The 12,624-nt window shown below is 63.9% G+C and carries 13 protein-coding genes; 10 read left to right on the top strand and 3 right to left on the bottom strand.

Going from position 1 to position 12,624, the window contains the following annotated elements; translation table 11 throughout:
- Nucleotides 1–160 precede the first annotated feature (160 nt).
- Nucleotides 161–514 carry a hypothetical protein gene (locus CAY82_RS17620; RefSeq protein WP_087502376.1) on the top strand — a complete coding sequence of 118 codons (354 nt, stop codon included), beginning with the start codon at nucleotides 161–163 and terminating at the stop codon, nucleotides 512–514.
- A 21-nt stretch (nucleotides 515–535) separates the two neighbouring features.
- Here CAY82_RS17620 and CAY82_RS17625 read toward each other — a convergent pair whose 3' ends face one another.
- Nucleotides 536–1,441 (bottom strand): LysR family transcriptional regulator, encoded by a 906-nt coding sequence (locus tag CAY82_RS17625; RefSeq protein WP_087502377.1) that lies wholly within the window; start codon nucleotides 1,439–1,441, stop codon nucleotides 536–538.
- A gap of 123 nt (nucleotides 1,442–1,564) precedes the next feature.
- On the opposite strand from CAY82_RS17625, the gene lysA reads away from it, so the two are divergent.
- The 4 genes from lysA (at nucleotide 1,565) to soxR (ending at nucleotide 5,129) form a co-directional block, all read left to right on the top strand.
- Complete coding sequence (lysA, locus tag CAY82_RS17630) at nucleotides 1,565–2,797, top strand: diaminopimelate decarboxylase (protein ID WP_087502378.1); 1,233 nt, start codon at nucleotides 1,565–1,567, stop codon at nucleotides 2,795–2,797.
- Nucleotides 2,798–3,036: 239 nt separating this feature from the next.
- A complete protein-coding gene (locus CAY82_RS17635; protein ID WP_087502379.1) occupies nucleotides 3,037–3,480 on the top strand; it encodes an acetyltransferase in 444 nt (147 codons plus the stop codon).
- A gap of 59 nt (nucleotides 3,481–3,539) precedes the next feature.
- Nucleotides 3,540–4,277, top strand: a complete 738-nt coding sequence (locus CAY82_RS17640; protein ID WP_087502380.1) for a GntR family transcriptional regulator — start codon at nucleotides 3,540–3,542, stop codon at nucleotides 4,275–4,277.
- 396 nt (nucleotides 4,278–4,673) lie between these two features.
- Nucleotides 4,674–5,129, top strand: a complete 456-nt coding sequence (gene soxR / locus CAY82_RS17645) for a redox-sensitive transcriptional activator SoxR (protein ID WP_087502381.1) — start codon at nucleotides 4,674–4,676, stop codon at nucleotides 5,127–5,129.
- Nucleotides 5,130–5,238: 109 nt separating this feature from the next.
- On the opposite strand, the gene CAY82_RS17650 is transcribed toward soxR, so the two are convergent.
- Nucleotides 5,239–5,535 (bottom strand): DUF3144 domain-containing protein, encoded by a 297-nt coding sequence (locus tag CAY82_RS17650; RefSeq protein ID WP_087502382.1) that lies wholly within the window; start codon nucleotides 5,533–5,535, stop codon nucleotides 5,239–5,241.
- Nucleotides 5,536–5,682: 147 nt separating this feature from the next.
- Between CAY82_RS17650 and CAY82_RS17655 the strand changes: the two genes are divergently transcribed.
- The 3 genes from CAY82_RS17655 (at nucleotide 5,683) to CAY82_RS17665 (ending at nucleotide 8,485) form a co-directional block, all read left to right on the top strand.
- Nucleotides 5,683–6,543 (top strand): CAP domain-containing protein, encoded by an 861-nt coding sequence (locus tag CAY82_RS17655; RefSeq protein WP_087502383.1) that lies wholly within the window; start codon nucleotides 5,683–5,685, stop codon nucleotides 6,541–6,543.
- A gap of 227 nt (nucleotides 6,544–6,770) precedes the next feature.
- Nucleotides 6,771–7,553 (top strand): aldolase, encoded by a 783-nt coding sequence (locus CAY82_RS17660; RefSeq protein ID WP_087502384.1) that lies wholly within the window; start codon nucleotides 6,771–6,773, stop codon nucleotides 7,551–7,553.
- A 44-nt stretch (nucleotides 7,554–7,597) separates the two neighbouring features.
- A complete protein-coding gene (locus CAY82_RS17665; RefSeq protein ID WP_087502385.1) occupies nucleotides 7,598–8,485 on the top strand; it encodes a dihydrodipicolinate synthase family protein in 888 nt (295 codons plus the stop codon).
- Between the two features lie 37 nt (nucleotides 8,486–8,522).
- Here CAY82_RS17665 and CAY82_RS17670 read toward each other — a convergent pair whose 3' ends face one another.
- Complete coding sequence (locus CAY82_RS17670) at nucleotides 8,523–10,034, bottom strand: PLP-dependent aminotransferase family protein (RefSeq protein WP_087502386.1); 1,512 nt, start codon at nucleotides 10,032–10,034, stop codon at nucleotides 8,523–8,525.
- A 102-nt stretch (nucleotides 10,035–10,136) separates the two neighbouring features.
- Between CAY82_RS17670 and CAY82_RS17675 the strand changes: the two genes are divergently transcribed.
- Nucleotides 10,137–11,351, top strand: coding sequence for a benzoate/H(+) symporter BenE family transporter (locus CAY82_RS17675; protein ID WP_087502387.1), 1,215 nt, complete (start codon nucleotides 10,137–10,139; stop codon nucleotides 11,349–11,351).
- 59 nt (nucleotides 11,352–11,410) lie between these two features.
- On the top strand, nucleotides 11,411–12,610 hold the full coding sequence (locus CAY82_RS17680; RefSeq protein WP_087502388.1) for an MFS transporter: 1,200 nt from the start codon (nucleotides 11,411–11,413) through the stop codon (nucleotides 12,608–12,610).
- Nucleotides 12,611–12,624 lie beyond the last annotated feature (14 nt).

Here is a 12,624-nt window from a genome sequence, read left to right on the forward strand (position 1 = left end):
GCGCAGGCACGCCCAGGGCTCGCCGAAGCTTAACGACTGATCGGTCATCAAGGCTTGCAGCGCTGCGACAATTTCGGTCAAGGGGCGGTAACTTTACGTTTATGCCTGCCGGCAAGACTGTCAGAATTCCCTTCCGTTTCCTTTGATCCGAGCCTTGTCCATGCAAATCAATACTGCCCTGCTGTTCGCCACCCCTTGCGATGACGAGGAAGACAACATGGCGACCCTGTGCTGCCACAGCGACAAGGGTCAGATGTTCCTGCTGACCCGCTACCCGGACGAAGACACCGTCGACCTGACCCTGGATGACGAACCGTCGACGCTGGATGGGCTGAAAGTGACCCTGAGCGCCAAGCGCCTGCTGATCGAAGTGGCGGCCGGCGACCGGGACGCGCTGAAGGGGGATGAGGTGCTGGAGATCAACCTGACCAGCGAGTTGAGCGACATGGATGAAGTGAAGGAAACCCTGGAGAACATCCTGGCCGGGACTGGTACCTTCATCTGCGAACTCTGAGCCCTGCAGGAGCACCTGGCTTCAGATCAGTGCCGCCTGCATCTCCCGGGCCTGCACCCGCAACGCCTGGCAAAACGGTTCCACCGCCGCCGACGCCGGCCGGTGGTCCGGCCTGATCAGCATCACCTGGTACGGCACCGACACCCGCAACCGCCGGATCGGCAACCCGCCCTGCGCCGCCTCCAACCCGCTCAGCGGGTTGATGATCGCCACCCCCAGGCCCTGCCTGACCATGGCGCATACCGAGGCGGCACTGGTGGTCTCGATGACCGTGCGGCGGTTCACCCCTGCCGCGCGAAAGTGCTGGTCCAGGCGCTGCCGGTAGGTGTCGAGGCTGGCCAGGTTGATGAAGTCGACCTCGTGAAAATCGCTCAGCTCCAGCTCGGCCCTGGCTTGCAACGGGTGCCCGTCGGGCAGTACGCACACCATGTTGGCACTGAACAGCAATTCACCGTAGGCGCCACGCGGTATCTGCTCGACCTCGGTCAGGCCCAGGTCATGCTGCTGGGCCACCAGTGACTCCTCCAGCAACGGCGACTCCTGCGCCAGGATACTCACGCTCACACCCCGGTGCTGCTGGTGAAAGCGTTGGCAAGCCTTGGGCAGCAAGGTCTGGGAAAACAGCGGCAGGCAGGTGATGGCCAGCCGGCCCTGCTCGAAATTGCGTATGGCCTGGGCAAAGCGGTCAATGCGCTCCAGCCCTACGTAGGCCCGCTCAACCTCCTCGATCAACAGCAGCGCCTGGGCCGTCGCCACCAGGCGCCCACCCTCGCGCTCGAACAGGTTCAGCCCGGTTACTTGCTCCAGCCGCGCCAGTTCGCGGCTGACAGTGGGCTGCGAGGTGAACAGCAGGCGCGCCGCACCGGTAACGCTACCAGCAGCCATGATGGCGCGGAACACTTCGATATGGCGGGCGGACAGTTTCACGGCAACACCTGGGAAGTCGACAATAGTCATATCAGATATGAATAGCCGACAGAAAAATAGCTATTTTTCTGAATTCCTGCTTTGGCTCATCCTCGTGGTCTTCCTTATATGAGTAGCGCCACCATGACTGCACCCTTCACTCTTCTGGCCGAGGCTGTCCGCCAGCACGGCTCACCGCTGTGGGCCTACGACGCCGGCACGATCGCAGAGCGTGTCGAACAGCTGAAGGTGTTCGACACCGTGCGCTTCGCCCAGAAGGCCAACCCCAACTTGCATGTGCTGCGCCTGATGCGCGCCCACGGGCTGGTGCTGGACGCGGTGTCGCTGGGCGAAATGGAACGGGCTTTTGCCGCGGGCGCAAGCGTGGATGGCGACCCAGCCGGCGTGGTGCTGACCTGCGACGCGCTGGACCGACCGACCCTGGAGCGGGTGGTGGCCTCGAAGATCGAAGTCAATGCCGGCTCCATCGATATGCTGCGTCAACTGGGGGAACGCTCCCCCGGCCACCGCGTGTGGATCCGCATCAACCCTGGTTTCGGCCATGGCCACAGCCGCAAGACCAACACCGGCGGCGAGAACAGCAAGCACGGCATCTGGCATGAAGAACTGGGCGAAGCGCTGGCCTGCGTGAAAACCCATGGCCTGCACCTGGTGGGCGTGCACATGCACATCGGTTCCGGGGTGGATTACCAGCATCTTGAGCAAGTGGCCCGCTCGATGATCGAGCTGATCGGCCGCCTGGGCGTGGACATCGAGGCCTTTTCCATTGGTGGCGGGCTTTCCACCCCCTACCGCAGCAGCGACAAGCCGGTCGACCTGCAACGCTACGCCCAGACCTGGGCCGTGGCACGCAAGGAAATCGAAGCGATGCTGGGCCACCCCGTGCGCATGGAGATCGAACCAGGGCGCTTCCTGGTGGCGGAATCGGGTTATCTGGTGGCCGAGGTGCGCGCCGTGAAGCAGGTGGGCCGCAATACCTTCGTCATGATCGACGCCGGCTTCAACGACCTGATGCGCCCGGCGATGTACGGGGCCTACCACCGCATGACCCTGCTCGACGCCAACGGCCAGCCGGTGGACCGCCCGCGGCAGCCGACCGTGGTGGCCGGGCCGTTGTGCGAGTCGGGCGATGTATTTACCCAGGATGACCAGGAACTGACCCCGCATGACCTGCCCCAGGCGCAGGTAGGTGACCTGCTGGTGATCCACGACGCCGGGGCCTATGGGGCGTCGATGTCGTCGAACTACAATAGCCGGCCGTTGCTGCCGGAGTTGCTGATCGAGGACGGTGCGCTGCGGATGATCCGCCGGCGGCAGACTGTGCAGGACCTGCTGAGCCTGGAGGCTGGCTTCTAATCTCGATCGCCCATCGATGGCACGGGCTTCGCCCGTGTTCGCGGGTAGCCCCGCTCCCACAGGCATGGCGCTGGACTTGAGGGCAGTGCTGTACTTGTGGAAGCGGGTTTACCCGCGAAAGGGCCGGCCCCGGCGACACATCAACTGATGCTCCCCCCCCCATTGCCCCACCCCACACAATCCGGGTACCCTTTTTCTCCCTTCCGGCCCCCTGCCATACACAGCCCAGGCATGACTCCATGATCATTCGCCAAAGCATCGCTGCCGACCACCCGCAGTTGCTCGATATCTGGCTGCGCGCCGTGCGCGCCACCCATCACTTTCTGCAAGCGTCCGACATCGATGCACTGCTGCCGCAGTTGCGCGATGTCTACCTCCCGGCCGTCGAGCTCTGGGTTGCGGTAGACACCGATGACCGCCCGCTGGGCTTCATCGGTTTCAATGAAAACCACGTGGAGATGCTCTTCGTCGCCCCCGAGCTCCATGGCCAGGGCATTGGCCGCGCGCTACTAAATTTCGGCCGCCAGTCGCGCAGCGTGATGAGCGTCGATGTCAACGAGCAGAACCCGCAGGCAGTGGGGTTCTATCGTCACTACGGTTTCATCCAGACCGGCCGCTCGCCGCTCGATGGCGAGGGCCGGCCGTTTCCGTTGTTGCATATGAGCTTGCCCGCCCAGGCCTGATTTCCGGTGCCGCTTTGCGCCCCTGGCGCTGTTACAAATTCGCGAGACAGACCAAAGCCATGAACCCGACGCGCTATACCACCGTGGCAAAAGACTTGATGGAGGGCATCGCCAGCGGTCGCTATCCGGTGGGTAGCCTGCTGCCCACCGAGTTCGAGCTGTGCGACTTGTACGATGTGAGCCGGCATACGGTGCGTGCGGCGATCAACCAGTTGCTCGACCAGGGGCTGGTATCGCGGCGCAAGCGCGTGGGTACCCGGGTCGAGGCCAGCAGCCCGCGTGGCGGCTACTCGCAGTCGCTGGCCAGCGTGGCCGATCTGGCGCACCTGGCGGAAAACCAGCAACGGGAAATCCACGACGTGCACCACTTCGTCGCCGACCTGAGCGAAGCGGCGCGACTGGGGCTGGTACCGGGCGAGCATTACTTCTGCGTGTCGAGCATCCGCGTCGACCGTATGCACAACGCAGCGCCGCTGTGCTGGACTGATGTGTACGCACAGCGCGACTATGCCGATGTCATCGAGTTGGCCCGCGAGCACCCCGACCAGCTGATTGCCGGGTTGATCGAGCAGCACTATGGCCGGGCGATCGCGGTGGTCGACCAGCAGGTGCGGGCGGTGTTGCTGACTGCGGAAATGGCCCGGGTGCTGAAGGCCGAGGCGGGCTCGCCGGGGCTGAACATCATTCGCCACTACCGCGAGGAAAACGGCGACCTGATGGCAGTTTCCGAGACGGTGCATCCAGATGACCGCTTTACCTTGATTACCCAGATGCGCCGTGATCGGTCGCCGTCCTGATCGGGCAATCGGGGCCGCTATGCGCCCCATCGCTGGCAAGCCAGCTCTCATAGAACCGCACATCACTCATTGAATTAGCACGGACCGTGTGGGAGCGGCTTTAGCCGCGAACACCGGCGCAGCCGGTGCCATGCACAGCGTTGGATTCTTCGCGGCTAAAGCCGCTCCCACAGGGTACGCGGACCGCTTGCAAATTCAGTTGTCTACGCGACCGCGCAGCCCAAAGGGCTGGGCGATCTCCCACAGCGTTAGCGCATGTATCAGCACCGGCCGCAGGCGCCAGCCCAGGCCAGTAACGTCCTTTTGTTCATGCAGTGCTCCGATCATCAGGGAAAGCGGTTGCGGGGAAGATCGGGCAGGACTATAAAAGCTCAACTTAACCTGAGGTCAACAGACATGGCAGTGGACAATTCACGGATGCTAACCGTAGGTGAGGTGGCCAAGCGCAGCGGCGTGGCGGTGTCTGCGCTGCACTTCTACGAGACGAAGGGGCTGATCGCCAGCGTCCGTACGGCGGGCAATCAGCGTCGTTATCCTTCACTGGTGTTGCGTACGCTGGCCATTATCAAGGTGGCGCAGCGCACGGGTATTCCGCTTGAGGAGATCAAGCAGGCCTTCAGCCGCTATGCGCCCAACAGCAAGCTCACGGCCGCGCAATGGGGCGAGATGTCGACCGCCTGGCGCGAAGACCTGGATGCGCGCATTCGCACCCTGGAAGCATTACGCGATAGCCTGGACAACTGCATTGGTTGCGGCTGCCTGTCGCTGGAGGAATGCCCGCTGCGCAACCCCGAGGATGTGCTGGGCAAGGAAGGTACCGGGGCGCGGATTCTGGAAAAGAAGGCCCGATAAGGCTGCGCTGGCGCGTAGAGAACTGAATTCGCAAGCGGTCCGCTCCCACAGGGTCCCTGCTAATTCAAATGAGCCATGTGCAGTTCCATGAGATCGCGCCCCCCATGGTTCAGTCGCTTTTGCCCAGCACATACCGGTCAAAATGCTCGATATGCTCGTCCAGGTTGTCCTCGAGCATCATCCGGTACTGCTCGCAGAAATACTTCAACAGTTCCTCCCGCGCGGCAGCCAGTTCCGCGCCAGACTTGAAACTGCGGGCGCTCATCCAGGCGTTGAAACGCGAGGCGCCAAAAGTCAGCGAGGCGCTTACCTTGCCCAGGTCCTCGATTTTTTCAATCTGCTGGTTCGCCAGTTCGATATGCGCATCCGCGCGGTCATAAAAAGCCTGATCGGTAGCTTGTGTCATTGCGGTTTACCTTGTTGCTGCATTCGAGTAAGCACAGCGCCGTTTTACAGGTAAAGCGTACGCTCGTGAACCTGTATCGAGACGTACAGTCTTAGCCGAGCCCTTCAGTTGGCCTAAACGTCCTCATCCATCCGAGCCATCCGTCCCATGCGCCAAGCAATCCGCCGCTCCCCCTTCGTCTCGCTCTGCCTCATTCCTTTGTTCCCCCTGTTCATCAGCCCCGCCCATGCCAGCGGGGAAAGGCAACTGGTGGCGGCCATCAACGACTATCGAGCCCAGCCACAGCGCTGCGAGCGGCGCACGATTCGGGTCTCGACGCCGCTGGCCTTGAGGCCGAAACTGGCGTTACCAGTCGGTTACGGCGGTGGTTTGCGGGAAGGGTTGAAGGCTGCTGGTTATCAGGCGGTGAAGGTGCGGGCCATCCGTCTGGTCGGCGCGCAAGATGCCGAGGAAGCCTTCGACATGCTCCGCAGCGACTACTGCACAGCTTTGCTCGATAGCCAATATGCCGATATCGGCGTCAGTCGCTCACGCAACGAGTGGCGAGTGCTACTGGCGCGGCCCTTGCTCGATGCTCAGCTCGGCGATGGGCGATCCGCAAGCAAAGCGTTACTGGCACAGGTCAACGCAGCACGGGCGAAGCCGCGCCTGTGTGGTCGCCAGCGCTTCGCCGCTGCACGTCCTCTGACCTGGAGCACCGCCTTGGGAACAGCAGCGCAGCGCCACAGTCGGGCGATGGCCAACGACAATTTCTTCGCGCACCGCGACCTCGACGGTGACTTACCCGCAGACCGGGCGTGGGATGCCGGCTACCGTGGGCGGCAGGTCGGCGAGAACATTGCCGCAGGCCAAGGCTCACCGAGCAAGGCGATGGCAGGCTGGCTGGCCAGCCCCGGGCATTGCGCCAATCTGATGAACCCGATGTTTACCCAGGTGGGTGCGGCCTTTGCCGAGAACTCGCGTAGCGATAACGGTGTGTACTGGACGATGCTGTTCGGCGCGCCTTGAAAGGGCACGCGCCAGCCCTCTGACCAGGGCTGGCCTGCAGACCTTTGCCTGCACCACCTCTGACAACCCCCGCCGCACCTGCCCCCACTGCGCAGTCCAGATGACTGACGCGGGCGATGACACATCGCTTGCAAATGACACTTTGTGTCATTATCATCACAAATGTGTCCTGACGGTGCCCCGCGCCGATCAGCCATCCATCGCCCTTCCCCATGCAGGTAACGCCCATGACGACCACCATGCAGACCCCCAAGGACCAGCTGGTCAAACTCGCCCAGCAGCAGATGCTGACGGCACTGGCCGACAACACCTATACCCCACGGCAGAAACTCGCCCTCACCTGCCGCATCCTGTTCGACGGTGGCCACGACTCCGGCCTGGCCGGGCAGATCACAGCACGCGCGCAAGAGCCCGGCACCTACTACACGCAACAACTCGGCCTGGGCTTCGATGAAATCGCCGCCTCCAACCTGCTGGTGGTCGACGAAGACCTCAACGTGTTGCAAGGCCGCGGCATGGCCAACCCGGCCAACCGCTTCCACAGCTGGCTGTACCGCGCACGCCCCGACGTCAACTGCATCATCCACACCCACCCGCTGCACAGCGCCGCCCTGTCGATGCTGGAAGTACCACTGGCCATCTCGCACATGGACCTGTGCCCGCTGTTCGACGACTGCGCATTCCTCAAAGAATGGCCCGGCGTACCGGTGGGCAACGAAGAAGGTGAAATCATTTCCAGGGCGATCGGCGACAAGCGCGCGATCCTGCTTTCCCACCACGGCCTGCTGATCGCCGGCCGCTCGATCGAGGAAGCCTGCGTGCTCGCCCTGCTGTTCGAGCGCGCAGCGAAGATGCAGCTGCTGGCCATGGGCGCCGGTGACATCCGCCCTATCCCGGATGCCCTGGGCAAGGAAGCCCACGACTGGATCTCCACCCCCAAACGTCATGGCGCCGCGTTCAGCTACTACGCACGCCGTGCCTTGCGTGCCCATGGCGACTGCCTGGGCTGATCGAAGCTGTACCCTTTCCTTAACAACGGCAGAGGTGCCTGGTTATGTCTACACCTGTAATTCGCGGCGTTATCGGCTACACCATCACTCCCTTCACGCCAGACGGCACGCTCGACCTGGATGCCCTGGGCAAGTCCATCGACCACCTGATCACCGACGGCGTGCACGCCATCGCACCGCTGGGCAGCACTGGCGAAGGCGCCTACCTGTCTGACAGCGAATGGGAAACGGTGGTGCGCTTCAGCCAGGAACGCATTGCCGGCCGCGTGCCGAGCGTGGTCAGCGTCTCCGACCTGACCACCGCACGTACCGTGCAGCGCGCCCGCCTGGCACAGGCATGCGGCGCCACGGCGGTTATGGTGCTGCCCATCTCCTACTGGAAGCTCACCGAAGCCGAAGTGATCGCCCACTACAAGGCGGTGGGTGCGGCCATCGACATCCCGGTCATGCTCTACAACAACCCCGGCACCAGCGGCACCGACCTGTCGGTGGAGCTGATCCTGCGCATCCTCAACGAAGTGCCGAATGTGACCATGGTCAAGGAAAGCACGGGTGACATCCAGCGCATGCACCGCCTGTTCAAGGCCACCGATGGCCAGGTGGCCTTCTACAACGGTTGCAACCCGCTCACCCTGGAAGCCCTGGTGGCCGGCGCCACCGGCTGGTGCACCGCCGCGCCCAACCTGATCCCGGCCCTGAACCTGGCACTGTGGGACGCGGTGCAGCACGGCAACCTGGCCGAAGCCCGCGCGCTGTTCTACCGCCAGTACGAACTGCTGGAGTACATCACCCGCCGCGGCCTGCCAACCACCATCAAGGCCGGTTTGAAAATGCTCGGCCAGGATGTCGGCGCGCCCCGCCTGCCTCTGCAGCCGCTGGATGCGCAAGGCAGCGCCTACCTGAAAAGCCTGCTGGTAGAACTGGCCAACTGATCGCGACAATAGCCCGGCGGCGCCCTGCTGCCGGGCCTCACCGCAACAGCTTTGCGCCCCCTTGGCTGGCCTCGACCTGGCGCAATACCTTCGCCAGTTTCGCCACGGCCATCGCCAGCTCGCCCGGGGTATGCGCCGCAAACCCCATCAACACTCCCGCCTCCCCCCTCGACGACGCATACAGGCCGCTGAGCCCCAACAGGTCTATGCCTGCTGCCTGCGCCGCCTTCACCACCTGCTCTTCAGGCATCGGCCTGGTGAAAACACAGGGCATCTGCATGCCACCCGCCGGCACGCGCGCGACAAGAAAGTCGGATAGCTGCGCCTGCACCAGTGCCGCCAGGGCATCGCGACGCTCGGCATAGATCGCCCGCATCAAGCGCACGTGGGCGCCGAAGTGCCCGCCCTCGATGAACCTGGCCAGGGTCAGTTGTGCCAGCGAAGCCGTATGCCCGTCCTGCAACGTCCGCGCTGTGGTCATCGGCCCGACCAGTTGCGGCGGCAAGACCATGTAGGCAATGCGCAAGCCGGCAAACAAGGACTTGGTGAACGTGCCGATATAAACCGTCCGGTCGTGGGCATCCAGGCCTTGCACGCACGCGGTGGGTTTGCCGGCATAGTGAAACTCGCTGTCGTAGTCATCCTCGATGATCCAGGCGCGTTGTTGCCGTGCCCACTCGATCACCGCCAGACGCCGGTCCAGGGACAGGGTCACGCCAGTGGGGAACTGGTGCGACGGGGTCAGGAAAACAGCCCTGGCATGGGGGGCCAACCGTGGGATCTGCTCGACCTGCATGCCGTCCGCGTCCACGGCCACGGCGATGCAATGCAGGCCAGCAACACCCAGCGCCTTCCTGGCGCCATGGTACGCCGGGTCTTCGATAACTACCTGGTCGCCCGCATCGGCCAGTACGTGGGCACACAGGCTGAACGCCTGCTGCGAACTGGTGAGGATGAGCACGCGGTCGGCCGTGGCCTGTGCACCACGTTCAAGATTGACGTAATCGGCAATAGCCCGCCGCAGTGGCCCGGTGCCTTGCGCGGTACTGTGCTGCAGTGCCTGGGTGCCATGTTCCCTGAACACCTGCCGCTGCAATTTTTCCCAGACCTGCAGCGGGAAGTTGCGTGTTTCTGCAACCCCCGGGGCAAACGGCCGAGGGACAAAGAAATTGTGCACCCCGCCCTCCTGGCACAACGCCTGGCCACGACGGCTGAGCGCCGGCGGCTCGCCCAGGGCTTTCACCCTTCGGCCCCGGGCGCGCGCCGGCAGTTGCTGCGCACGAGGTGAAACGAAGCTGCCGCTACCCACCCGGCGCTCGATGAAGCCTTCGGCGTGCAACTGGCCATAAGCGGCCTCGACCGTGTCCCGCGACACAGCCAGCGAGGTCGCCAGTGCACGCGAGGCGGGCAAGGCCTTACCCACGGGCAATGCCCCTTCGAGAATCAGCTGGCGTATCGCCCGCTGGATCCGCACGTGCAAAGGCAGCGACGCGCGCGCCGGGTCGCCGATCCAGGCTTTCACCGACTCCAGTTGTGCATGCTTGAACATTGGTATGGCCAGTTGGTTAAAAGTGGCTGGGCTATACCAGCCATTTTAGCGCTATAAAAACCAGCCTTTCCAACCCTATGCCCCAGAATTCCCGAGGCCCCCATGAACACGCCCGCACACACTGCGTCAACCCAGCTACGGCTGACAGACATTCTTCACCCCGTGGTGGCGGGGATCGTTTCGGTCATCGTCAATTACGGCGGCACCTTCATCCTGGTGTTCCAGGCCGCCAAACTGGCCGGGCTGAGCCCGGAGCTGACTTCATCATGGGTCTGGGCCGTGTCGATCGGCGTCGGCGTCAGTGGCCTGATCCTGTCCTGGTACAGCCGCGAGCCGGTGATCACCGCCTGGTCCACGCCGGCCGCCGCGTTCCTGGTCACGGCGCTGGCCAGCGTGCCCTACAGCGACGCCATCGGTGCCTACCTGTTGTCGGCCGCCGGCTTCGTGGTGCTGGGTGTGACCGGGTACTTCGAGCGCCTGGTGCGGGTCATCCCCGGCGGGATTGCCGCCGGGCTGCTGGCGGGTATCCTGTTGCAGTTCGGCATCGGTGCATTCGGCGGCCTGTCGGTCGACCCCGCCCTGGCCGGGCTACTGATCGGGGCCTATGTGACACTCAAACGCTTTACCGCCCGCTATGCCGTAGTAGGCATTCTGCTGCTGGGGCTGGGCTACCTGCTACTCCAGGGTCAGGTGGACCTGACAGCGCTAAAACTGGAATTCGCCTCGCCGTTGTTCACCGCGCCCACCTTCTCCCTCAACGCCGCCCTGAGTGTGGCCCTGCCGTTGTTCCTGATCACCCTCACCGGCCAGTACATGCCCGGCATGCTGGTGCTGCGCAATGACGGCTTCAAGACCAGCGCCAACCCGATCGTGGCAGTCACTGGCCTGGGGTCGTTGCTGATGGCACCGTTCGGGTCGCACGCCTTCAATATCGCGGCCATCACCGCCGCTATCTGCACTGGCAAGGAGGCCCACGAAGACCCGGGCAAACGCTGGGTCGCGGGTATCGCTGCCGGTGTCTGCTACATCCTCGTGGGGGTGTTCGGCGTCACCCTGGCCAGTGTGTTCATGGCCCTGTCGGCCACCTTCATCACCACTTTGGCCGGCCTTGCCCTGCTAGGCACCATCGGCACCAGCCTGGCCAGCGCAATGGCCGATGCCCGTTCGCGCGAGGCGGCACTGATCACCTTCCTGGCGGCGGCAGCCAACATCAACCTGTTTGGCATTGGCGGAGCGTTCTGGGGGCTGGTCATTGGCTTGCTGGCCTATGCCGTACTGAACGGCAGCCTCCCCGGTTTCAGCCGCTCTCCCCGGTAAGCGGGCTTTCCTCCACCCTGCCGTGCGCCAGGTGCGCACGCCTTACTACAGGTATCGACATGCCCAAAGCTGGTCCTACGCTTCTTCCCCAAATTGCTGCCGTGCACTTCGTCAGCCATGTGCACATCATGCTGATTCCGGCGCTGCTACCCGTGCTACCCGGCTTGCTGGGGGTGGGGTTCGTCGAACTCGGCGTGGCCCTGGCCGTGTTCAACATCGTCTCCGCCCTGGTGCAGGCGCCGCTGGGCTATGCCGTCGATCATTACGGTGCGCGCAAGGTGCTCAAGGCAGGCTTGCTGCTGGGTAGCCTCAGCTTCCTGCTGGTTGCGGTCAGCCCAGGCTATACGCTGCTGCTGGTGGCGATGGCCATGGCCGGCCTGGCCAATGGCGTGTACCACCCGGCCGACTATGCGCTGCTGGCCAACGGCATCGAACAAGGCCGCCTGGGGCGATCGTTCTCGATCCATACCTTTGCCGGTTTCCTCGGCTCGGCGGTAACGCCAGCCGTGTTTCTTGGCATTGCTTCGGTGTTCGGCACGCAGGCAGCTCTGGCGGCAGGCGCGGCAGTGGGGGTTGCTGCCTTACTGTTGATATCGGTGCCAGGCAGTGGCGTCTATCAAGTCGCCAGGCCTGGCAGCACAAGTGGCGCTGGCCCCACAGCAACAGGTCGTGCGCGATTGTTCACGCCCATGCTCGGGGTGCTGACGGTGCTGTTCATTTTGCTCAATCTGAGCACCAGTGCCATCGAGAAGTTCTCCGTAGCCGCGCTCGTCCAGGGCCAAGGGCTGACCCTGGCCTGGGCCAATACGGCGCTCACGGCGTTTCTGCTCAGCAGTGCCGTGGGTGTGCTATGCGGTGGAGCCTTGGCTGACCGGACCCGGCGTCATGGCCTGGTGGCGGCATTGGCCTTTGCCTTGGCCGCGGCGTTGACTGCACTGGTGGCCCTGGGGCTGCTTCGGGGCTGGGGGTTGGTGGTGGTGCTGGGTGCCATTGGCTTGCTGACCGGGGTCATCGCCCCGTCGCGGGACATGCTGGTCAAGGCGGCGGCGCCACGCGGGGCCGAGGGCAAAGCCTTCGGGCTGGTCTCGACCGGCTTCAACATCGGCGGCGCCCTCGGGCCGGTGGCGTTTGGCTGGATGCTCGACCAGCGCCTGCCAAATGGAGTCTTCGTGGCGTCGATCGTATTCATGTTGCTGACGGTGCTGCTGACCCTGGCACAGGAGGCTTACCTGGCCAGAAGACGCCAACAGCCTGCCTAGCCCCTGGGGCTGCG

Origin of the sequence: Pseudomonas sp. SID14000 (assembly GCF_002165135.1) — a bacterium.
Classification (GTDB): Bacteria; Pseudomonadota; Gammaproteobacteria; order Pseudomonadales; family Pseudomonadaceae; genus Aquipseudomonas.

What these genes read in the sequence shown, in the direction of transcription:
- CAY82_RS17620 (WP_087502376.1), top strand. Translation starts at nt 161, where the DNA reads ATGCAAATCAATACTGCCCTGCTGTTCGCCACCCCTTGCGATGACGAG.
- lysA (WP_087502378.1), top strand. Translation starts at nt 1,565, where the DNA reads ATGACTGCACCCTTCACTCTTCTGGCCGAGGCTGTCCGCCAGCACGGC.
- CAY82_RS17635 (WP_087502379.1), top strand. Translation starts at nt 3,037, where the DNA reads ATGATCATTCGCCAAAGCATCGCTGCCGACCACCCGCAGTTGCTCGAT.
- CAY82_RS17640 (WP_087502380.1), top strand. Translation starts at nt 3,540, where the DNA reads ATGAACCCGACGCGCTATACCACCGTGGCAAAAGACTTGATGGAGGGC.
- soxR (WP_087502381.1), top strand. Translation starts at nt 4,674, where the DNA reads ATGGCAGTGGACAATTCACGGATGCTAACCGTAGGTGAGGTGGCCAAG.
- CAY82_RS17650 (WP_087502382.1), bottom strand. Translation starts at nt 5,535, where the DNA reads ATGACACAAGCTACCGATCAGGCTTTTTATGACCGCGCGGATGCGCAT.
- CAY82_RS17655 (WP_087502383.1), top strand. Translation starts at nt 5,683, where the DNA reads ATGCGCCAAGCAATCCGCCGCTCCCCCTTCGTCTCGCTCTGCCTCATT.
- CAY82_RS17660 (WP_087502384.1), top strand. Translation starts at nt 6,771, where the DNA reads ATGACGACCACCATGCAGACCCCCAAGGACCAGCTGGTCAAACTCGCC.
- CAY82_RS17665 (WP_087502385.1), top strand. Translation starts at nt 7,598, where the DNA reads ATGTCTACACCTGTAATTCGCGGCGTTATCGGCTACACCATCACTCCC.
- CAY82_RS17670 (WP_087502386.1), bottom strand. Translation starts at nt 10,034, where the DNA reads ATGTTCAAGCATGCACAACTGGAGTCGGTGAAAGCCTGGATCGGCGAC.
- CAY82_RS17675 (WP_087502387.1), top strand. Translation starts at nt 10,137, where the DNA reads ATGAACACGCCCGCACACACTGCGTCAACCCAGCTACGGCTGACAGAC.
- CAY82_RS17680 (WP_087502388.1), top strand. Translation starts at nt 11,411, where the DNA reads ATGCCCAAAGCTGGTCCTACGCTTCTTCCCCAAATTGCTGCCGTGCAC.